At 53.7% G+C, this 21,984-nt stretch carries 15 protein-coding genes; 7 read left to right on the forward strand and 8 right to left on the reverse strand.

The annotated features are described in order from the left end of the window. The first annotated feature begins 20 nt into the window (after positions 1-20). The gene (locus tag Poly41_RS35420; RefSeq protein WP_261344898.1) at positions 21-146 is read left to right on the forward strand and encodes a hypothetical protein; all 126 of its coding nucleotides are present in this window, start codon (positions 21-23) and stop codon (positions 144-146) included. A gap of 74 nt (positions 147-220) precedes the next feature. Continuing rightward, the gene (locus Poly41_RS12945) at positions 221-2,092 is read left to right on the forward strand and encodes an arylsulfatase (RefSeq protein ID WP_197231295.1); all 1,872 of its coding nucleotides are present in this window, start codon (positions 221-223) and stop codon (positions 2,090-2,092) included. A 347-nt stretch (positions 2,093-2,439) separates the two neighbouring features. Here the strand turns inward: Poly41_RS12945 and Poly41_RS12950 are convergent, their stop codons facing one another. After that, positions 2,440-3,039, reverse strand: a complete 600-nt coding sequence (locus Poly41_RS12950; RefSeq protein WP_146526612.1) for an SAM-dependent methyltransferase — start codon at positions 3,037-3,039, stop codon at positions 2,440-2,442. A 43-nt stretch (positions 3,040-3,082) separates the two neighbouring features. Here Poly41_RS12950 and Poly41_RS12955 point away from each other — a divergent pair, with 43 nt between their 5' ends. Beyond that, positions 3,083-3,283 carry a hypothetical protein gene (locus tag Poly41_RS12955; RefSeq protein ID WP_146526613.1) on the forward strand — a complete coding sequence of 67 codons (201 nt, stop codon included), beginning with the start codon at positions 3,083-3,085 and terminating at the stop codon, positions 3,281-3,283. A gap of 2 nt (positions 3,284-3,285) precedes the next feature. Here Poly41_RS12955 and Poly41_RS12960 read toward each other — a convergent pair whose 3' ends face one another. Then, positions 3,286-5,586 carry a hypothetical protein gene (locus tag Poly41_RS12960; RefSeq protein WP_146526614.1) on the reverse strand — a complete coding sequence of 767 codons (2,301 nt, stop codon included), beginning with the start codon at positions 5,584-5,586 and terminating at the stop codon, positions 3,286-3,288. A 76-nt stretch (positions 5,587-5,662) separates the two neighbouring features. Then, positions 5,663-7,381: a PDZ domain-containing protein gene (locus Poly41_RS12965; protein WP_146526615.1), complete on the reverse strand. Its 1,719-nt coding sequence runs from the start codon at positions 7,379-7,381 to the stop codon at positions 5,663-5,665. A gap of 300 nt (positions 7,382-7,681) precedes the next feature. Between Poly41_RS12965 and Poly41_RS12970 the strand changes: the two genes are divergently transcribed. Then, positions 7,682-7,873, forward strand: a complete 192-nt coding sequence (locus tag Poly41_RS12970; RefSeq protein WP_146526616.1) for a hypothetical protein — start codon at positions 7,682-7,684, stop codon at positions 7,871-7,873. Positions 7,874-8,267: 394 nt separating this feature from the next. After that, positions 8,268-8,531 carry a hypothetical protein gene (locus Poly41_RS12975; protein ID WP_146526617.1) on the forward strand — a complete coding sequence of 88 codons (264 nt, stop codon included), beginning with the start codon at positions 8,268-8,270 and terminating at the stop codon, positions 8,529-8,531. Positions 8,532-8,735: 204 nt separating this feature from the next. Here Poly41_RS12975 and Poly41_RS12980 read toward each other — a convergent pair whose 3' ends face one another. Then, positions 8,736-11,393 carry an alkaline phosphatase family protein gene (locus Poly41_RS12980; RefSeq protein ID WP_146526618.1) on the reverse strand — a complete coding sequence of 886 codons (2,658 nt, stop codon included), beginning with the start codon at positions 11,391-11,393 and terminating at the stop codon, positions 8,736-8,738. Positions 11,394-11,606: 213 nt separating this feature from the next. Between Poly41_RS12980 and Poly41_RS12985 the strand changes: the two genes are divergently transcribed. Further along, the gene (locus Poly41_RS12985) at positions 11,607-12,980 is read left to right on the forward strand and encodes a Gfo/Idh/MocA family protein (RefSeq protein ID WP_146526619.1); all 1,374 of its coding nucleotides are present in this window, start codon (positions 11,607-11,609) and stop codon (positions 12,978-12,980) included. A gap of 288 nt (positions 12,981-13,268) precedes the next feature. After that, on the forward strand, positions 13,269-13,484 hold the full coding sequence (locus Poly41_RS12990) for a hypothetical protein (protein ID WP_146526620.1): 216 nt from the start codon (positions 13,269-13,271) through the stop codon (positions 13,482-13,484). 1,205 nt (positions 13,485-14,689) lie between these two features. Here Poly41_RS12990 and Poly41_RS12995 read toward each other — a convergent pair. The 4 genes from Poly41_RS12995 to Poly41_RS13010 form a co-directional block, all read right to left on the reverse strand. Next, positions 14,690-17,440 (reverse strand): glycosyl hydrolase family 28-related protein, encoded by a 2,751-nt coding sequence (locus Poly41_RS12995; protein ID WP_146526621.1) that lies wholly within the window; start codon positions 17,438-17,440, stop codon positions 14,690-14,692. Positions 17,441-17,544: 104 nt separating this feature from the next. After that, a complete protein-coding gene (locus Poly41_RS13000; protein ID WP_146526622.1) occupies positions 17,545-19,035 on the reverse strand; it encodes a sulfatase family protein in 1,491 nt (496 codons plus the stop codon). Between the two features lie 20 nt (positions 19,036-19,055). Next, entirely contained in the window at positions 19,056-20,501 is a 1,446-nt protein-coding gene (locus Poly41_RS13005) for a sulfatase family protein (protein ID WP_231615634.1), read from the reverse strand. 38 nt (positions 20,502-20,539) lie between these two features. After that, a complete protein-coding gene (locus Poly41_RS13010; protein ID WP_146526623.1) occupies positions 20,540-21,643 on the reverse strand; it encodes a mandelate racemase/muconate lactonizing enzyme family protein in 1,104 nt (367 codons plus the stop codon). Between the last annotated feature and the right edge of the window lie 341 nt (positions 21,644-21,984).

Below are 21,984 nucleotides of genomic sequence, written 5' to 3' on the forward strand. Positions count from 1 at the left end.
AGCACCCTTCCCGGTCTGTATTGCACATTTGTCTGTCCGGTTGGGGACAATTTGAAGAAACGCTCGCCTACATTCAAGAGCGTTTGGTACCTGAGACCATCAACGAATGGGTCGCGGACCGAATCAACGAAGTCGCGGCGTTCTAAAACAGATCGTCGTCGATCCATATCGATGGTCGCCGACAAGGACGCCGAATCACCAGACGCAGGTTAAGGCCAAGATGTCACGCACCCATTGTCACCACCCTCCGCAGGGTAACGTGAAGGTTTCACCTTACCTTCCATCGAGGGCTGCCGTCCTGGCGATGGGTTTCGCCACCGTGTTGCTGTGTGGAACGCTTCGTGCTGCTGCAAATGACCACCCCAACGTCATCTTGGTGATCACCGATGATCAAGGCTATGGCGACATCGGCGCTCACGGGAACGAGTTGATCCAGACGCCAAACATGGACCAATTGCATGCGGAGTCGGTTCGTTTCACCAACTTTCACGTGGATCCCACTTGCTCACCAACCCGTGGCGCCTTGATGTCCGGGAAGTATGCTCATCACGCCAAAGTGTGGCACACCATTGCTGGTGGGAACCACTTGCGGGCAAGCGAAATCACGATGGCGGATGTGTTTAGCGCATCGGGATATCGGACAGGCATGTTTGGCAAGTGGCACTTGGGAGCGAATTATCCCTATCGACCGATGGACCGCGGATTCGATGAGTGGTTGGGACACGGAGACGGGGGCACAGGCACGACCGACGACTACTTTACGAACGACCGAGTCAACGATCACTACCTGCACAACGGAGAGATGGAATTTCGCCCAGGTTATGCTCCCGACGTTTTCTATGATGCAGCGATTGATTACATCAGGAACAAGGATCACGACAAACAACCGTTCTTTATCTACCTGAGTACCTATATTCCTCATTCCCCGCATACGCTTGCGGATCGGGAATGGGCCAGTAAGTACACGCCAGCGGTCGATTCGAAAGTGGCTTACTTCTTCGCAGCCATCGAACGTGTCGACCAAAATCTTGGGCGGTTGCGAAAGGCATTAGAGGAGGAAGGCCTTGCCAAGAATACGGTCCTGATTTTCATGACGGATAACGGTGGCACCGCCGGGGTTCGTTTCTACAATGCGGGGATGCGTGGCAACAAGGGGTCGGCTTATGACGGCGGACACCGCGTGCCTTTTTTTGTTCATTGGCCGGCAGGAAAGCTCAGCCACGGTCATGATGTGACGGACTTGACCGCACATTTCGATGTCCTGCCGACGTTGATCGATTTGCTGGGCCTGGAACAACCCAAACAAGCAAACTTTGATGGGCGAAGCTTTCGACAGCAGCTTTATCGGCCCGAGCTTCTCTTGCCTGAACGAACCCTGTGCGTCGAGGTTCAACGGACGTTTGAGCCGCAGAAGTGGCAGCAGGCGACCGCGATGACCCGGCGCTGGCGACTGGTCAACGCCAAAGAACTTTATGACATGAACGTCGACCCTGGCCAGACGCAAAACATCGGCTCCGAGCATCCTGAAGTCGTTGCCAAACTCAAGCAGGATTTTGATGCCTATTGGCAGCGTGTTTCTCCAGGCGACCGGGACCGTGCCGTCTCGATCGTTGGGACGGAGGACGATCGTGAGACCTACCTCCATTCCTCAGACTGGTATGCACCCGCCGTACCCTGGAACCATGCCTCCACTTCGCGCGGCGCGAAGATCACGGGATCCTGGCAGATCGAAGCCGCCGTGGAGGGAACTTACCGTTTCGAGATCCGTCGCTGGCCGAAGGAGGTCGACGCGCCCATCATCGGCATTCCGCAGGTCTCGAAAACAGTCGACGCCTGGGACTCCGCAGGCGGGAAGCCAACGCTCCTTTATAGCCAACAGCAGGCGGCACCGTTCAAGGCCATCCAGGTGGCTGCGGCGAGACTTCAAGTCGCTGACAACGAGTGGGTGAAATCCGTCAGTGACCAGGACACCCATGTGACATTCGATGTACCACTGAAACAGAAGCAGTACGAAGTGACAGCAGAGCTACTGGACCGCGACGAGGACCTTCTCGCGGGCGCCTACTACGTCTATTGCCGAAAGCTGGATTGATCGTCAGGTTGCCATCGGTGATTGGCGAGGACCACCCTGTTTCGGGCGTCTCGGTTCGCCAAACCCCATTTTCAGTCGGATCAAAATCGAAAGCGACATGATTGCTTGATGCCACCCCGCTTCCTTGCGGACCACGAAATTGACGCCAATCCTCGGCGGGACACCGATTTCCAATGAGTACTAAGAACAGCAACGGAAGGAACCGATTGGGCACGGATGATATTGGATCAGCTTGAACGGAAGTCAATGTTGATTTTCGCTATTCAAAAAGGATGTACCGATTTCTACTGGGGCGAAGTCTAACGGGATGGTGCCAGTTTGAACAACCGCAGGTTCTCCTTAACGAACTACCGAGTACGACTCGCTAGAATCTGAACAACTGAACCAACGCCGGTGTGATACCGTCCTTCGACGACCTCACGCTTTAGCTCGCAGCCATGCAGAAACTCAAGTCCCGCCAGTTCTTTGTGCAGGCCGGATAGCGACATCATCAGGTCTGGCGTGGGTGGCCCGCCGGTTCCGCGACCGCATTGTTCAGGGGTGTATGCCTCAAGAACAAACATACCGCCAGAGCGAAGTCCCGTTGCCACGCTGGAGTGCAACGAAACCCGGATGCTCTCCGGTAAGTGGCAGAAGATCGAGATAATTGCGGACCATGAGTTAGGCTGAATCACATAGTCACGAAGGTCTGCTTGAACCGTTTTGATCGAGACATCTTGATCGCACGCAAACTCAAGTGCCTTTTCCAGACCAACCTCACTTTGGTCCACCGCTGTCACATCGAAGCCAAGTTTAGCGAGATAGACCGCATTGCGACCTTCGCCTTCGGCAAGTGACAAAACCGGACCCAGCGGCAAACGGTGGGCGACCGAAGTAAGGAAATCATTCGGCTCCGTCCCATAAGCAAAGCCGGGCGTGGAATAGCGCTCGTTCCAATGGTTTTTCACTAATCTTCTCTCAACGGGATAACAAGTTCGTCATGATCCACCGATGAAATTTAACCATAGCGAGGTCCGTCGCGTCAGTACGGAGGAGCGAGTCGACGGAAACGGTCCCACGCCCCAAAATGAAACGAACCGCGTCGGCGGTGCTCGCGAACATCAGCGAATTCACCTCGATCTTCTCAAGCTCAGCGTTTGCTCGGCCAATTCGCGCCGCGCGACCGTGGAGGCGATTCTCCTGTTCCATTGAAGCTACTCTTCTGCTGACTCCTCGTCATCTTGATTTGGTTTCTGCGTCGGCTTGACTTCCGTATCGACGGACCAGTTGACCGCGTTTTCCACAGGTCGTTTGATGGTATGGTCGTAAACGGGTTTGGTCGTGCGGCCAACAGCGTAGTTGATTGTATCTTTGGCTTTATCGGTCGCCGCATCGGCGACGTCGTCCAGAATCTTAGCGTTTAGCGAATTCGTCTTTCCACGCAGGAAATCTTGTGTCGCTTTCTTACGTGCTTGATTTGCCTTGTTCTCAACATATTCGCTGGCCTGCTTGCCAGCCTTCGTGTTAAGTCCGCGATCGGTCAACGATCCTGTTGCGGCTCCCGAAAGTTCATCCACAATCACGTTCGTCACTCCTTCTTTGAATCCGTCGGTGACTGCCGTGTCGTAGTCGACGGTGTTCGTCATTCCGGAGTTGTAGTCGGCATTCGCCCGAGAGACCGTTTCGGCTACGCTCGAGGTAATCGTGTAGATCTTGCCAACGGCCTTGCCTGGAAGCCCCGTTTTCGATTCTAACAGGTTCACCGACTCATCAACGACAAACTTGGTCTTTTTGAGAACCTCATAAGTCGTGTCAATCGTCTGTTGCGAAAAATTCTCGTCAATAACACCTCGTTGATAGCCACGGATATTCGTCGGATCGCCACGCAGATGGTTCTTGATGTCTTCGCTTGCATTTCCGAGTTGCTTACGTTCCTTCGCTGTCAAAGACTCCAGCCCAAGTGCTTTCACTTTGTACATGATCGCAAGATCGCCTTGTCGCTTGGCAGTCTCTTCGTGCTGTTCGGCTTGTTGTTTTGCGTCGGAGAGTTTCTCGAGCGTTTCGCGTGAACGACGATCTTCCTTCTCGTCGTTGCGACGTTGGATGTCCGCAATGTCTTCAATCCGCTCTTGGTCGCTTTGGTTCACCCAGCCGTGGCGTTTGTGCCAGCGAAAACCTTGTGCTTCCCTTTGCTGAATGAATTGAACGTCCTTTTTATCCATTGCGTAGGCCCCACCTTCGTCCCAAGGTGGCTTGTACCAGATTTTGCCATCTTTGAGTCGGTCACCAACTCTCACTTCACCGGAATCATCGTCGTCGGACTGATCGTCGTCCGACTCATCTGCTCGATCTTCCTCCATCGAGTCGTCGGTGGCAATTTGCTCGATTTCGGATTCTGTGTCCGGCTCCCAAAGATCATCCGTTCTCGGACGATCGATTAATTTGATCCGCGGCTCTTTGGCCTGAGAAGGCGTTTCGTTGCTTGTTGTCGACCAGATATCGTCGGATGGTGTGGTCTCATCCTGAGCATTGGGAGTCGTTCTTTGACCTAAACCAATGGATAGCCGCAGATGCAATTCGGTATCAATTGCTTTGGTTTCGGAATGCGATTCGTGAGGTTTTAGGTAGCGAGTGTAGCCACCTTGGCCGTTGGGGCGGACTGCCAATTCTTGTCCGCTTTGGCTTTTCCACTTCCCTCGCAGAATAAGCAAACCTTGAGGATCGACTTGTCCGTCGAGGCTCCAAACGGTTGCTTGCTCCCAACTCATGGGCGGGTCATCCGGATAAATTGCCCTGATATTTGCTTTGCTGATTTCCGTTCCAGTGAATCGACCGTTGATCAAGGTGCCACGGAGTGTGTTGTTTAACCGATAGGATAGATGCTCGTCGCCGAAAATCTCGCTTTCCCAATCCGAGGTAACCTGCCCGTCACGAAATCGGACGACAATCTCACTTGGCCATCTTTGCGTTTCAACGCCTTCAAATTCTCCAATGGCCTTTCGACCGTTTTGGTCAATCACATAGATATCTCGAAGTGGGTTGTAAGTCACGTCGAAATTCCGAGGTTGGTTCTGGTTTCGAGACGTCGTTCTGCTCAGAGTTGGTTCATTTGTTGTTGGGATGATTTTGAAACCAAGAGATCCATACGCCCCCGGTTGTCCGCCTACGACGAACCGGTACTTGCCAGGTGGCAGTCGTAGACTTGGATTTCCCTCGGCCTCGGATATCGCCCGCCCATGCACTTCGGAGTAGATGCTGGATGGTCCAAGTCTCGTAGAAGTCGCATTGGATTTGGGATCGTGGAAGTGATACTGGAACGATGTCGCCACATGCCCTTCTGGTATCGTGAAATGCCCCGGTTGACGCTCTGCATGAATACCAACACCACTTCCCGATGCGTTCACGACACGCGCCGTCACACTGCGGCTTTCCTCCTTCGCCGCAGCATCCATTGCTACAACGATAGAAATAGCAATCGCAACCAAGGCAATCCTTTCGTTTCGTGTTCTATTCATCGGGTGCGACTCATCGCGTTGGTGGGAATGGACATGGTTGACAAAGACATGGTTTGACCATTCGAGTTAGAGAGGATTACCAAATAGGACAAGATTCCATATTGGCGGGAGTGATACTGATGGATTCCACACCCTCTGGTGATTCAGCAATCACGTCGGGTGGTGTATGCGGAAGGAAGACGTGACGGTGCTCGACTTCTTTTGTGCGGCCATTGACAATCCATATTCCTGCTAACTGTCGGGCGTTCGTCAAGGCATAGCGATAGCCTTCTTTGCTCTTGACAGTACAGCCGTCGATCATCAGCACGATGTCGCCCGGTTGCAAGTCATTACGCAGCGAATCGACGACGGACTTCACGAGGATTCCGTGCATTCGTTTGCCATCACGAAATGGGTCATCAATCTCAATAAGCTCGCCATGAATCCCAAGACCAATTTCTTTTGGATGATCCGAGGGAGTGATCCGAAGGGTCTTTGCCCGCCCAGCAGGTGAACCAGGGCGTACTTCATGGACGATCACAAGGGAATCCTTCCAGTACCAAGGTTTGATTCCGAAATTTGAATCCGTTTGTGGGTTCATTTGTGTTTGGTATTCAACTCGGCGGCCTGAAAGATTATCGATTACCGCAAATCGCACCTCGCTTGGCCCTCGATGAAGGTCTTGCATGGCGTTTTGGAATTCGCGTTCGGTATGGATGGGTTTGCCGTTGACTTCGATCAAATGATCGCCAGGCATCATCTCGAAGGGTTCCGGTTCGAAAGTCGGATCTGGATCAAGGTCGCCAATGGGGTTGGTCATTTTGATTTCGCTGTGAATTTCTCGCTCGCCCTGGTAGGTCGTTTCGCGATCACCCTCTCGCACCACGCGGGTCTGTCGCGGCCGCGCACGGAACTGGTTCGACCACTTGTTCCATTCGATAAAGACGTCGTCGTATTTCAGTCGCGTTTCGCCGAAGGAAGGCGTTTGTCCTGATCCGCTGTGGCTTCGTCCCAATGCGCGTCGATAGTTGGCAGAGGTCGTTGCTCGCAATTGAGACAAGACGGTGTCCCAGCGAACCTCGTCACCTAAGTCACGCCAAAGAAGACCACGTTCCAAAACGATCTCCCGTTGGTCAGTCGGAGTGCTCAGTTCGAGAAATCCAGGTTCGTCATTGGTGTCACCCAGAACACCGGGTGGAAGCGTCAAGCCACAGGTCAACAGTCCACCGGTCATCGTGATCAGCAGAGGCCTTTGTCCAACCTGGGCTGAATCGATTTCTATCATTCCTGTCGGTTCAAAAAACAATGAACGAAAAAGGGGTTTGATTTCGGTAGCAGGGGCTGCACACAGGGTTGGTTCCGGAAGTTCCGCTGCCGGCAGCGTCCGCTGGTAGCCGTCGATGACCATGACGGCCAAACGTGCGGGCTTGGCGGACAATTGATCTCGCACCTCGGTGCTTCTTAGCTTTGTTTCATCGGGCAGTAAGAGGACACGCTCTTCCTGCTCGAAGTCGCACCGTCCAAGCCACCAGAAAACAACCGTATCTTCTTCCTCAACGGGACAAGCGGCGATCGATCCGAGGATCGCTGCTTGGTTGATCTTTTGGCCTTCAAGGAATCGCACGACAAGCTGACTGTTTGGAACCCCTGAGTAAAACGTGTCGCGTATCCACTCCATGTTGCGTTGGATACCATCGCTGACGACCTCATTCGACGTGTCTCCGGCGATCAAGACAAACAGCCGCTCCGCGTTGGCCGAGGGGCAGAGAGCCAGGGAAGCAAGGAGCAAGCTTGCTAAGAGCTTTGGGCGTGGCATGAGTAAATCTACTTGATGCAGTCGTAAGAAAATATGTGGTTAACTCTATCTTCCGTCGTGATCTCAGGCACCTAATCTCTGTTGCATTTGTGCTATTGAGGCCTTGTCAAGGCGATGCAAACGCGACAACCCTGTTTTTTTTCACGGATATACCCTGATAGAGTGGCTCTGCAAAGCCAATGGATTGGAAGGGATCTGATAAACTACCCTGCGTCGCCATAGGATTTCTCGTGGTTCACAACGTTTGAGGGTCATCATGCAACGGCACAGCTTCGCAGTTTGTCTTCTCGTTTGGGAGTGGTGAAGACGGACCAGGCGATCACGCTGATCTATTCCATTCCAATCAAATGGGACGCAGCATCCTGGCTTGAAAATCCCCGAAGCAAGGAACGCGTGCAACCGGGACGCGAATCCATCAGCGCCGAGAGATTTCACCTAGGAGCCAATGCACGCATCTCGCGGTATCCGTTTGCGGCGGTGATGTCGCCCTGACCCCTGAAAAACAAAAAGCGAGTCTTAGATTCGTCCGTTTTGAGTTCGATCCGAATTGGGAATTCCGATCCGCACTCGATGTGTTTTACAAGATCTTTCCAGACGGCGGTGGCGGAAGCAAATCGATTGGCGAGCGTCGAAAAATCACCGCGAGCATTAGCGTTTCAAACGAGTGGTTTCTTCGATGCTTCCGGTAGACCCGCCGCGAAACTGCTTGACACACCTTGGTCCGACGGCGCGGTATGGAGCATGAACGGTATGCCGGGGACTCTTTTCTAAGAGATCATTGGACACCGGAGCCATACCTCCAAAAAACCTCGAGTCTGGGTTCCGCGTGCTTCCGTCGGATGAGCCTTATTTCTCTCGTCCTGAACTGTACAACCGAGACCGGGAGTTGTTTAAGAAATACATTCCGTTGTGCAAAGGGGTTTCCGAGGCTGGATGGGAACCCATCACGTTGGCACGGTCAAGTGACCCGAGTGTCTATGTCGAGCGATTTGGAAATCGGTTCTTGACGGTATTCAATGACAGTCCGACGGAACAACGGGTTGCGATCGAGTTAGACCCCTCCTTTCCGAGTCCCCCTTCCGGTCCCGTGCCCGAGCTTGTCAGTGGAGAGAATGTCCAGTGGAGAGAATGTCCAGTGGACGAACCGTAGAACGACGGTAACTCTCGCTGCGGAAGAAGTCGCCGTGATTGATTTTGGCAACAAGGGCGACTGACTTGGTCCGAATGTCCGATGACTTCCCACCCGCCTTTCTCGGTTCTTTAGAGACGAACGGAAAATCGATGTCGTAGTACAGGCTGCAACACAGGCTAGCAGCCTGTGCTACGAATCCGACACTGAGTGACCACTCGTTTCTTAGTCATCATCTTCCAATACGGCCCAAGCTGGGAACGTGTCGTCTCGACCGCGAGCTGCGTGCCATAGAATGCGGTTGAGTGTGTCCTCGTCCGCTTCGTCGACGTCATCGAGCGGCAGTTTGAGCGAGACATTGGCCCAGTACCGTTGCTGTGAGTTGTTGATAGCTGAAAGCTGAGGGTTCATTTGGTCGAGTGGGATGAGATTGGGGACAGATTGGTAGGGTGTGAAATCGGCAGAGTCGGTGAAGCAACTCGCCATCGACGTGGCGGAGGCGTCGAATTGGTTCATCGGTGGCAGGCCAAGGATGAGCTCCATCGTGCGGATCATGCTGGTCTGATTGTAGTTGGTGCTGTCGACTGCCTTTCGCTTCGTATAGGGGCTGATGACCATCGCCACGGTTCGATGTCCGTCGATATGGTCAAAGCCATTTTGGGGATCATCCTGCACCACAAAGATGCAGGTCTCTGGCCAGAATTTGCTGTTGCTCACCGCTTCCACAACACGCCCCAATGCAAGATCGTTGTCAGCCACACAGGCCGCCGGAGTGGGACTATTGGGTCGTGTGCCCGAAGTGTGATCGTTCGGCAGCAGCATGATCATGAAGTTGGGCAGATCTCCCGTGGTCTCAAATTCCTTGAGTTCGCGGATGAATTGATCCGCCCGATGAATGTCGGGAACAACACTGGGAAAGCCGATTGCGGTGGGGCAAAGGTAGGGATCGATCGTCTGAATGGCGGCGGTGGCTCGGATGTCGATTTCGTTTTTTTGTCGCACAAAATCCGTATAACAGTCCAGGAAATCTGGACGCCCCTTTCGACCGTCCTTCCATTGGATCGTCGCTTTGACGAACTCACCATAAACGCGCAGCGTTTTCTGATGCTCCAGCACATTGTCCCAGATGAAGCCGCTGCTGGCGTAGGCCATTGCATCACCACCCCAATACGGATAGCTTCTCGGGAAACCACCGAAAGCTTTTTCAAGATAGTCCGTGACATAGGCCTCGTTGGTCCATTGGTGGCCATCCGCACTCAACACCCCACTGCAATAAAAGTTGTCGAGCAGCACGAACTCGTCCACCAACTTGTGATGGTTGGGCGTCACATCTTGTCCGTAGATGCAAAGTGCCGGGTCTCCTTCGCCCCGCTCAATGTCACCAAACACTTGGTCATAGGTCCGGTTTTCCTTGATGATGTAGAGGACATGCTTAAAGACCGATGGTTCGCCATGCCGCATGGGAATCGGTTTGGGCAGAACGTTTTTTCGCGGCGGAGCCAGTGCGCTAATCGATTCCGTCAAGCGATTGTTGGTCAGTACCGTTTGCGTTTGCTTTGCCAGATCAGCCGGGTCGGGAATCGGAATGAGCGAAACGGTCCCCTGGTGATCATGCGAGTTGTAACCAAACACCTCCTCACCCTTCACCTTGCGACTTCCCTTCCAGTCGACGTTACGCGAACCGGTACCCTTGATGTTGGCAACATAGAGTGCTTGTCGTTGTTCATCAATCACCAAGCCCGCCGGATACCAGCCTGTTGGTATCGCTCCCAGCAGACGGCTTTTGCCAGCAGAGAAACCGATCACCACGACGGCATTGTTTGTCCCGTTGGAAACATAGATGCGTTGCCCGTCAGCGCTAAAAGCCAACGCATTCGGAGCACTGCCGAAAAGCAAGTTCTCGGTTGGGTGCGTGGAAATGGTCTCGACCACCTCGTCCTGCTCCGTGGAAATGACGGACAGCGAATCGCTGTTGGCATTGGCGACAACGACGTGCTTGCCGTCGGGTGCCATTACGATGTCGCAGGGATGCAGCCCGACAAGAATCTGTTTTAGTTCTTGGTCCGTTTGCAGGTCGACGACCGAAACCGATCCCTCCGACGCAATGTTTCGCTTGGGATCCACCCGTACAGGCGTTCCCGCGCCGCTGGGACCGGCCGTATCTTTCTCGCCGGGGTGACGACCCGCCCAGTTTGTGACGTAGGCTTTGCTGCCGACAATCGCCACCCCATAGGGAGCATTGCCGACTGGGATTTCACGCACCACGCTTTGTTCCACCAGGTCAATGCGAGCAAGCGTGTTGCGTAGATTGAGCACCGCCCACAGGGTTTTGCCGTCTTTGTCGAGTGCCAAGCCGGTTGGCAGGGCGTTCTTGGCATCGGCTCCCGGAGAATCCGGTTGCGAGTTTGGTGATTGCGGGCCAGTCGGACCGTTGGCGACATTCTCGGTACGGATACTTGGATTCAAGGGCAATGCGATGGGTGTCTTGGCGGTAAGCTTGCCGGCTTGGGAAACATCAAACACTCCGATCGAGCCTCGGGTGCTTGAAGCCAAAAGAGTCTTGCCATTCTCCGTGAACAGAATCCCTGCGTAGCTGCCGCCTCCATGGCTGACCCGGCTTACGACTTCGCCTGATTCAGGATGAATGATTGCCACGTGGTTACGGTCCAGCACACCCAGCCATTGACCATCGGGGCTGAGTACCAAGTCGGTCGGTCGGCCGCTGAAAGCCACCTGCTTTCCTGCTGGCGACAGCACTTGGTTCGTGGGGACGACCGTCACGCCTTTGTTATCGCCAACGCGAAGCGAGTCGTAGCCATGCTCTTGGGCGAACGTATGCCCGACGCCAAAGAAAAACACAAAAACCAAGACGATAGGACGCACGATTCATCTCCATCAAGCGTTTCGGAAGCCGAGGCGAATCACGATTGACTCGCTCTGGCTGCTATTGTCACGAAAAAGGCCCGCCTGGGAATAAGAGGTTCTCACGCTAAAACAAGCTACACCCTGGCCCCGCTTTGGTCTCTTCACCGTATAATCATTGAGCACACCTCTCGCAACCCGCCCGCGTTCTCCCGTAACCGCGATGTTTTTCTCATGAGTACTTCACCGGACAAGCGTTCTCAATCCAAAAGCCATGTTGAGCTTAGCCGCCGACGGTTTGCGGTTGCCGCCAGTAGTGCAGTGATTGCGCCGATGGTCGTCAGAAGTTCCGCGTTGGGGGTCTACGCACCGAGTAACCGGATTAACATCGCCTTGATTGGCTGTGGAAACCAGAGCCGTGTGGATTTGCCGAGTATGCTTCGACAGCCTGACGCTCAAGTCGTTGCGGTCTGCGATGTGAATCGCGGCAGCCACGGCTATTCTCGCCCTGAACACTTTCTGGGCCGTGATCCGGTGCAGAAGCAAGTCAATGATTATTACGCTAAGAAAACGGGGGCATCCCAATACGACGGTTGCGATGCCTACAGCGATTTTCAAGAGGTGCTCGCTCGTGAGGATATCGATGCGGTCATGGTGACGCTTCCCGACCATTGGCACGCTCTGGCAACGGTGAAAGCGTGCCAAGCGAAAAAGGATGTCTATTGTCAAAAGCCATTGTCGCTGACGATCCATGATGGCCAGCAAATGGTCAAGGCCGTTCGCAAGCACAATCGTATCTTGCAGACCGGCAGCCAATATCGTTCCAACGCGACGGTTCGCCGCGTGTGCGAACTGGTCCGCAACGGTCGAATCGGCGAGGTGCAACGCGTTGTTGCAATCATCAACTCCAGCACCGCAGGCCCCGGCCCCGGTTGGATGCCGATGAGCGTTCCTGAAGGCTTCGACTACGACCGATGGCTCGGCCCGGCGCCCGAAGCACCCTACCACATCGACCGTTGCCTTTATCGTTTTCGTTTCCATCTGGATTACTCGGGCGGCCAAGTCACCAACACAGGTGCCCACGCGATCGACATTGTGCAATGGGCATTAGGTACCGATGACACGGGACCGGTTGAGTTTGAAGACCAGGGGGCCATTTGGCCGCCGGAAGGGCATCTTTACACGACCGCGATGGAGACTCACTTTCGAGCTCGCTATGCCAATGGCATTGAATTCGTCTGTCGAACTCAGGAACCCGGTTTCGGTGCTCGGTTTGAGGGGACCGAAGGATGGATTCAGTACTCGTATAACAAGATCGAAGCATCTTCCGATGCAATCCTCGACTCCGTCATTGCGGAGAGCGAGATCCAGCTATCGATCAGCGATGACCACTACCGTAACTTTCTCGACAGCGTGAAGTCGCGTGAAGAGCCGATCGAACCGGTGGAAGTGGGGCATCGCACCGTCAGTATTTGTCACGCCGGCAATATCGCGATGAGGCTGAAACGAAAGCTGCAATGGGATCCCTCCAATGAAGTGTTTGTCAACGACGACCAGGCCAATGAAATGCTACGGCGTCCCTATCGCGATCCGTGGAAGCTGCCCTAGTTCCCTACTATTCTTGTAGACAGCTACCATGCCGTGTCGTCAAAAAAACAACTGAACATCGTGACGGACCATTCTTAAGCTTGCATCGCTTGGCAAACCTGAGGCACCGGCGACCCCGTGGGGTCAAAGGTTTCGAACAAGCTTTTCGGCCGGTGAGATTCGCGGTTGCTCGGGTGGATAGGGCCAAATTTTCGGTAGCGAAAGCGACATTTCCGAGACATCACGAGTGATTTTTGAGGGATGTGGACGACGGGCGGACACTCCACGGGTGAGGAGCATCACTCGCACATGGATCTAGCTAAATCAATCGACCGTTTTCGCGGACCACCCATCGGACTGATTGTGTCGTGGGGGGCGCCCCATGCCAACGCGGTTGTGTCGCCGGTCACTTGGTGGGACTACGTGAAGTATGAACAAGACCTTTGGTGTGCCGTGATGCTTGTGTTTCTGTGTATCTTCGCAACCTGGATTTCTCCGGGTGAAGACGCGGTCGATCCAGGATGATTGTGGGTAGAGATCTCGGCCACCACCGTAAAAGAAGTTCGTGGTATTGAGTTCGTGGTATTGAGTTCGTGTTATTGATGGTCCACTTCGAAATGCCCGGATACTGCCGCTGCCGTAGAGTTCTTAGGCGATCCGCCCTCGTCGAGATTCCAAATCGTGGCCATGAATTCGTAATGGCCGCGGCCCTCGCAAAGTGCTCAGCGGTGACTTGCTCGGCGCATCTCAGTTTGCCAAGACCTCCGAGATATCCACTGAGCGACATTCTTGACTGATTCCCTTCTGGGTAAAGTTTGCCGCTGATGCAGATGGCAACCTTGCCTCTAGGTGTGCCGGAACAATTTGCAGCGTGTTTTGCTTGATTATCCTAGCCAGTGGTTCATACTTGGTACAGCAGGCGACGATTAATACCGTCAGCCAGGTGCCAAAGCAAAGAGCCCAACCAGCTAAGAGCGATCCGAAAGGTGAACCAAGGGCTGGAGCCTAGCGTTGAACGCCAGCGACTGACGCTAATCAAATGGTCTGCTAGTCCGCGTGATGGTGCGCACATCACGCGTTCTTTTTTCTTCTACCAAACCTGCTTGCCAAAACGTGATCTGCCTTGCGGCTCACTCCGAACGAGAGATTCCTCGGCAAGTTGCTTGAGAGCAGAGCTTGCTTCCGCTTCTCGCGGCTAACAGCGTTTAGCAAAGCACGACACCCCAATGCGGGCGGTCGGTACGTTCTTTACCTTGGCACGAATGGCATCGACATCGGACATTCCTTGTACCGCCAGAACATGCTAACTCTTCTTTTTCTTTTGAGTGCTCTGTTTCTTCCGATAAACGTAGCCATCCGATCCCATCATGAAGCCGGGAGATTGATCAAGTGGCATCTCGCGAATGTAATCAGGGCAGACCCAATTTCAAGTACTCGGCCACTTCAATACCACCGTACATTGCGCCAGATGCGACGGAACCGATCTGGTTCGCGAAGTAAGAATGGCATTAATCTGATAACCTTTTCGTGTTCTCTTGTCTGAAATGGCCGTTACATTGTTCAAGTCTGAATGGGTTTAGCGGTCGAAGCGGTAGATTTTTTCTAGGCGATTGCGTTTCCAACTTCGCTAGAAGCGTTTTTTGGCCAGTAACAGGCGTGGGCCATGCGACAGATCCAATGGCCAGCACAAGTCGCGTGAAGGCGTTCTCTCTATCTCTGTTGTTGGTTCCTTAATAACCGTCGTGCTGGATTGAGTGTAGGATCCGCAGCTTTGAACCAGCTTTGCTTTCGAAAGCCTCCCCAACGGTGCTGCCTTTCTTTTTGATCGCGCCGATTAAATCTGCCTTATCGATTCCTTCACCGAAATAGCCGTATCGTCCCGATCGATATCCCCCGGCAATCGGGCTTTCGATGGCCTCACCGAAGCGCATGCCGACTGCTTGCAACTTGCCGCCAGTTTGTTTGATTCCATAGTCCAGCCCAAAGCTGGCCAGACTGGATAACAGAAAGTAAAAGTCACCGCTTTCCATCTCGATTCCGGTTTCCGTACAGGGATCATGCCCCCATCCAAGTAGACTGTAGAATTCCGCGCGGCCCTTAACGGCGTCCTTGATGTCCAAGTATCTCCGCCGCGCCTCCACGTCCATCGATACGATCTGGAAATTCACGAACTGGGCATCCTTGCCGACATCGTTGACAATCATGGAGGTTGCGCTGTAGTCGACCCCGTGGGCGATCAAGGTTCCGTTGACCCCTCCGTGCTTCGGGTTATTGATAAATTCGATACCGGTTTTGGACCCGAAGGAGAAGTTCTGCAACATGTTTTCCTGTTCGGCATAGCCGAGAACAAATGATGTCAGGGTGTGCTTCACTGCATCACGAACGACCCTGCTGCCGTCACGGCCTCCCGGTCCATGGTTGTACTTGGACCAGCCCCAGAACGACGGATTCCACTGGACGTTCTTGACGTATCCTTTCCCGAAACAGTTATCGATAGAGAGACCCGTTTTCAAAACCGTTCCGCAGAGGTAATCAATTCGATGCCCGGTGCTATCGTAAGTGCCGAAGTCCGCACCCCGGTATGAATTGACCAGCAGGACGTCTTTGAGCCGAACATTTCGGCCCTGTGACTGAAGGGTCCAGGGGTACGGCGTGAAGGTTTTCGTTTCCAGATAGTCCGACCACTTCTGCTCGGGGTAGACAAGGGTCAAGCCACGCAGTGAAGCGGCATGCTTTAGGGTAATGAAGGGAGTTCCATCTTCTTCTCCTCTTCCCGGATAGGCAAGAATCTCACTGCCCCTCTGGCCGTTGCGTTGACTCTTCCCGTTTCGAACTGCATAGCCGATTGTGTGGTGGCAATTATCAAACACACCCCGAAGCTCTGTGTGTTCCGGAACCGTGAGCTCTTCCTTCAAGACATATTGGCCGGCCGGGACATAAACGGTGCCGCCGCCGTTATCCCCGGCCGCCTTCAACGCTCTGGCAAACGCCACGTGATCATCCGTGGTGCCATCGCCCAAGGCACCGAAGTCGCGCACATTGAATAGCTCGGCTTTTTTCGGTTTATCGATGGCTTCGGGATAGTCGAACGCGGATAGATCGCACATTTTCAGATCCTGAAACGTGTGGTCAATCATCACCTCCGCAGAGCCGGACGCATCATTTTCGATCGCAGGTGACCCGGCGAAGCGGTTCCCAATCAAGGCCGCGCTCTGCACTCGGTTGCCGAGATAGACGTGCTTGCTCGAACGGTTGAAGGAGTTCTGGAACAGTCCAATGACGCCGGATTCTGCGTACACGTCCCATCCATCCTCGGACCAGTTATTGAAGGTGCATCCCGCCATGGTGATGCATCCGTAGGACGCTTCCGACAGCACACAGTATTGAAACGTTCCTTCAAAGCTCACGTTTAGAAACTGAGCCACGCTCTTGAGTGGCGCGGTAACTTTGATTCCGACTGCATTCTTCAGACTCGAACGGATAAGAACTTCCGTGTCGGCCCATCCGCAGCGGTTAATGTCCCCAATCTCCATGCCGATAAAGTTGTCGATCAGTTTCAAATTCACAAAGCCGCCGTTGGGGCCTCGATCTTCGGTTTTGACCAGCGATCTCTGCGTTCGGATACCGGTATGGAACCCCTCGATCCGCCAGTCATACATCCATGTCCAGTCATAGTGTGTGAGCACCGCCCCGGTGGATTCACTTAGAAGGAACCGCCTCAGTTTGACGTTTTCCTGCGGTTCAGCCGGAGCACCGAGCAGGCCGGATTCCGTCCAGTATCGCGGACTCATCCTGATCCTCTGCAGCTTCTGGCAGTCATAGACAGAATCTCTTAAGAACCCGATGTGGAGAGCGGTCATAAAGAGATTCTTGATCGTCATCAGCTGGTTGCCCTGGGGGCCAGTCTGGATGCCCTGCCAGGCATTGTAGATGGTGAGGTTCTCTAGCCCGGCGCTCATTCCGGAAATCTGCTGAATCGTCCAGGCATACGGTACCGGATCTTCGAAACTCTGTTCCGGATACCAGAGCGCCAGATCTTTCAGCCCGCTGCTGTATCCCATGGAGATGAACGGCAGCGCGTCGGCCTCGCCTTTGCCGTAGTAGATGCAGAGTAGCGTACCCGCGGCGGGGCCTGTCTCTGGGTTCCTCCACTCACCGCGAAGATAGACCCCAGACTTTAAGACCAACCGGTTTCGAAAAACATAGCGGCCCGCCGGAACGAAAATCACGCCGCCGCCATCCTGCTCGCAGGCATCGATGGCTTTCTGAAACACTTCGGTATCATCCGACTGATTATTCGCAGTCGCACCGTAGTCACGCACATCGTGAGTTGAGATCACGTAATCCTGCGTATCAAACTGGACTCGATTCAGCCGCGGAACACCGGGCTCCGGTCGACCCGTCTGCTCGACACCCAAAACCGGATGTGCACTCAGCAGCAAGGTTGCCGGTAGCAGTAGAAGTCGTAATAGAGCGATCATCAATCACGGTACCTTTCATGTAATCGTCTCATACGGCGGTGCGGACGTAGCGAAGCGAGCTGTCGCTCAGATGGCCTTGGCCCGCTCCCGGTGGCTCGGAGGAGTCATCTTCTTCCCGCGTCGGATGCCGAGCGTTCTGAACCTTGCGCCCGGATGCGGTCCAACGTTTCCTGCATGTTTTCCGCAATCTCAGGAAATTCGGCGATCACGTCGCTTGCTTCTTCGGGATCCTGTTTCAAGTTATAAAGCTGTGGGACGGGCTTTCTGGGCGGCTTGCCGCCAGGGGTCGGCCTCAGGATCTTGTCCTCGATGTATTTCCACTCGTTCTTCCGAATTGCAACCACACCAGACACATCGTTTAGTACCATCGTTGGTCGACCACTTTGTTCCGCGTCTTTACCACGCAATGTAGAAGAAAAACTGAAGCTATCAGCACCCGCTTCTTGCGGATTGAGCACTTTGCCTCCGACGATTTCTTGCAGCGTTGCAAAGATATCGACGATGTTGATCATCGAGTCCGACTGAGCTCCTTCAGGAATCACATTCGGCCAGCGCACCACGAAGGGCACCTTGAAGCCACCTTCCCAGATCGTGTGCTTGTCTCCTTTAAGGGCCCCGTTGTTTTTGAAGCCCTTGTCACGCGCCTGCTGCTCCTCAATTTGACCGGTGTCACCACCATTGTCGCTGGTGAAGATCACGATGGTTTCATCCAACACGCCGTTGTAGGCCAACGCGTCTAGCACTTCCCCAACGCTGTGATCCACGTCGTGGATGTAGTCTCCGTACGCTCCCACGCCGCTGCTTCCTCTCCATTTTTCGCTGGGCGCAATTGGGTTGTGCACGGCAACTGGAGCAAAATACAGAAAGAACGGCTGCTCAGGATTCTGTCGCACGGCTTTCGCAATCCAGTTTTGGGCGTTGTCCGACAAGTCTTGATTCACCTTTGTGGTCACACGCTGCGGCGCGTCATATCCATGATACGGCTGTCCCTTGTACGAACTTCTTCCGTAGGGACTCTTCCCCTTGGAACGCAGTCCCCAAATGGTTTCGTTTTCGACATAGACCTTGGGTAACCAATCAATATTGTTGGGGACGCCGAAATGGTAATCGAACCCCAAGGAGCGAGGGCCGGGGGCCAGTGGCTGGGCGGACAGATCCTCGACAATGTCCAGCGTCGTATAACCGAGATGCCATTTTCCGACCTGGGCAGTTTGATACCCATGCTCCTTCAAATACTTCGGTAGCGTCAACAGCTCCGGCTCGATCAACAGCGGACCTTCCGGTGGACTTAACACGCCATGTTTCAAACGGCCTCGCCAAGCATAACGTCCAGTCAACAATGCATAGCGAGTCGGGCTACAAACGGAACCAGGAGTGTTTGCATCAAGAAACTTCATGCCCTCCTTCGCAAGGCGGTCGATGTTGGGCGTGCGAATGTGTTGGACGTCCGCACCGTAACAATTCACGCTGCCATAGCCCAAGTCATCCGCAAGGATGACGACGATGTTGGGCGTTTCCTGTGCCGCGTTCAAACCGGAACTGAAGACCAAGAGTCCAACGAGACTCAGAGCATGTGTGAAGATTATTCTGTTCATTTGAGATCTCGTTATTGTGTTTAGTTTGAGTTGCCTTGTTCGATCATTTCCCGTTGGAAGCGAATCGCCATTCCTCGCAATTTCGTTTTGATTTCCCAGCTGTTCAGCGGATGGCTTTCTCCTGGATCCTTTTCCAGGTCATACAGTGTTAACGAGGGATTGAGGGCCAGTTTCCATTTTCCGCTGCGGACAGCCGCCAGCGCTCCGTGGCTCCCGTGATAGAAGAACGCATTCAGATATTCCTGCCTCGTAAAAATGCGCTCCCATTCGAGGTCCTGATGGAACTCACGGCGCAAAGGGACCTCGGCATTCAGGGATACTTTTTGATTGAATTCCGGGATGGTGTCGGTTTCTCCTAACAGAAGAGCACTTAGGTCTCTTCCATCCAACACCAACTCTTTTGGAATTGAAATCCCAGCGAGAGAAGCCAGCGTTGGATACCAGTCCATCGCGTGAGCGACGACAGTGGACTCATGCCCTTCACGAATCCCTGGTCCGTAGGCGATACAGGGAACTCGCAGCCCGCCTTCGAACGTCGTCAATTTTGATCCTCGAATCGGCTGCTGCTGATTGCGACCGGGACCGCGTCCATTGTCCGATACGTACATGACCAAGGTTTCGTCAGCAATTCCAAGTCGCTCGAGGGCGTCAACAAGACGGCCCGTATAGAAATCAAGTTCTTGGATGACATCGCCGTACAGGCCCCAGTTGGAACTGCCATCAAACTTAGGACTGACTCCAAGAGGTTCATGCAGCATCGTGTGAGGAAGGTAGAGAAAAAAAGGCTCTGAGGATCCCGTCTCATGTCTTGAAGCGACTCGTTCTTCAATCCAACCGATGGCTTCTTCCGTGTACAGTTTTATCAACTTGCCGGGATCAACATTTCGGTCGACGACCTCTCCATTTCGTAGCAAGGGGACACCACCTTGGTCCTCAAAGTGAGCCACTTCGTAGGAATCCAAATTGTGCAAGATTCCAAAATAGTGGTCAAATCCTTGATTGGCGGGAAGGTACGGTTCGCTAAATCCCAAATGCCATTTTCCGATACACGCTGTGGCATATCCTTCGCTTTTGAACAACTCAGCAAGGGTCGTTTGAGATGGCGGGATCCCAGTGCCTGAGTCCGGGCGATGCACCCAAACTTCATTCCCGGTCCTACGCGGATAACATCCCGTCAGCAACCCAGTTCGCGAGGGACTGCAAATGGGGGCAGCAGCGTAATAGTCGGTAAACCGAACACCATTCTGTGCCAATGTGTCGATTCGTGGTGTTTCGACCTCGGTCGCTCCGTAGCAACCGAGGTCGTAGTATCCCTGATCATCGACGAAGATGAAGACAATATTTAGACGAGGGGGCTTCTGCTTAACCGTTTCCGCGGTCGCTGCTTCGAGCGAACTGACGTGGATCAGAGAGGCTAACGCCAAAAGCCAAATCATTTTCCCTGCAGAACTGTGTCGAATTCCCATGTCCTTTATCTCCTTCACCTGGTCTACGAACTTCAAACCTAAATCTTCAACTCTTGCCCTGCCTTAACCTGATCCCAATCGATGTCGATTCCTAAACCCGGTTTGGTCGGGCCATGGACGTAGCCTTCACTATCAATGCGAAGGACATCCGTTGTTCCCACATCCCAGCAACCGACTTCGCCATGGTGGATGGGGAATTCGAACAAGGCACAATTTTTGATGGCGAGGATGACGTGAAGATTCGCCACCTGGTACATGGTGCCTCCATACGCATGCGGTTCAAAATTCATTCCAAAACTCTCGCACAAATGAGCCACCTTCAACATCTCCGTGATGCCGCCTTGAATACCGCTGAGTGTCCTCAAGTAAGCGACGGCATTGCGACGCACGTATTCGGCAAATTGGTTTTTGTGGAGCAACTCCACGGTCAACGGAATGTCGAGCCTTTGCGAAAGGTACGCATACCCGTCCACATCGTCTGGTGGCAAAGGGGCTTCGTACCAGAAGTAGTTGAGTCGCTCCAGCTCCCGCCCAACCTTGATTGCTTCATGGCGAGTGTGCGCAAACACCGCGTCATAGATCAGGTCCATGTCATCACCGACCTCTTCACGCAAGCGACCGCAAAGCTGAATGGGAATCGGGTGCAGCTTCAGCGCCGTGAAGCCCAGTTCTTTCATCTTCAGTCCGATTCGTATCACTTCGTCCTGATCGTGCTGAACATTGCCACTCGCATACGCCCGGACCTTATCGCGATAGCCTCCCAGCAGTTTGTAGATTGGCATCGATGCCGCCTTGCCAGCGATGTCCCAAAGGGCGATGTCCACCGCAGCTAGGGCAGGACCTTTTTGTCCGTACCAAAATGCCCCGAGTGTTTGCCAAATGCGTTCCCGATTGAGCGGGTCTTGGCCGATCAGGTGAGGCTTGAAGTGCCGCAGCACCTCCGCCAATGCGTGCGGTCGGCCGGTGGCGACTTCCGACCACACGATGTAATGACCTTCGATGTCGGTGTCCGTCAGGATTCGCACCAGACTGTACTGAATTTTGCCCGCGGGGCCTGTGTCTTCGAAAAGGCCATCCAAGCTGGTCACGAGCGCCTCGGTCTCACGCCCCAGGACATGCAATTTGATATCCGTGATTTTCACGATTTCACTACCCTTTTGTTTGATTGTCGTTCCCCGAAAGTTGCGGCCCTTGTTCGGCTGCACATAAATTACAAGAAAACTTGCCAACAGTCTACTTGTGAACGTGTTAACAATAGAAGATCATGAGAATATCGGGAAAGGTCAAGTCAGCAAGGACTCGAGAGTCGCTTCTGCGGTGTGTTCGGGGAGCAGGCGACGACCCATTCCGTTCGCCCGACCGGGCAACGTTGAAAAGTGTTCCATAGCGAACTCGTCACGATTTTCGGGCGCGACGGGGTTAATACGAAAGTCTCGACGGCTTCTGCTAAGCAAAAAGGGACAACACCACGAGAGGAAATAAC

The organism is Novipirellula artificiosorum, assembly GCF_007860135.1.
GTDB classification, from domain to species: Bacteria; Planctomycetota; Planctomycetia; order Pirellulales; family Pirellulaceae; genus Novipirellula_A; species Novipirellula_A artificiosorum.

Coding starts and splice junctions, on each gene's coding strand:
- Poly41_RS12945 (WP_197231295.1), top strand. CDS start 221: ATGTCACGCACCCATTGTCACCACCCTCCGCAGGGTAACGTGAAGGTT.
- Poly41_RS12955 (WP_146526613.1), top strand. CDS start 3,083: ATGAAATTTAACCATAGCGAGGTCCGTCGCGTCAGTACGGAGGAGCGA.
- Poly41_RS12960 (WP_146526614.1), bottom strand. CDS start 5,586: ATGAATAGAACACGAAACGAAAGGATTGCCTTGGTTGCGATTGCTATT.
- Poly41_RS12965 (WP_146526615.1), bottom strand. CDS start 7,381: ATGCCACGCCCAAAGCTCTTAGCAAGCTTGCTCCTTGCTTCCCTGGCT.
- Poly41_RS12985 (WP_146526619.1), top strand. CDS start 11,607: ATGAGTACTTCACCGGACAAGCGTTCTCAATCCAAAAGCCATGTTGAG.
- Poly41_RS12990 (WP_146526620.1), top strand. CDS start 13,269: ATGGATCTAGCTAAATCAATCGACCGTTTTCGCGGACCACCCATCGGA.
- Poly41_RS12995 (WP_146526621.1), bottom strand. CDS start 17,440: ATGATCGCTCTATTACGACTTCTACTGCTACCGGCAACCTTGCTGCTG.
- Poly41_RS13000 (WP_146526622.1), bottom strand. CDS start 19,035: ATGAACAGAATAATCTTCACACATGCTCTGAGTCTCGTTGGACTCTTG.
- Poly41_RS13005 (WP_231615634.1), bottom strand. CDS start 20,501: ATGGGAATTCGACACAGTTCTGCAGGGAAAATGATTTGGCTTTTGGCG.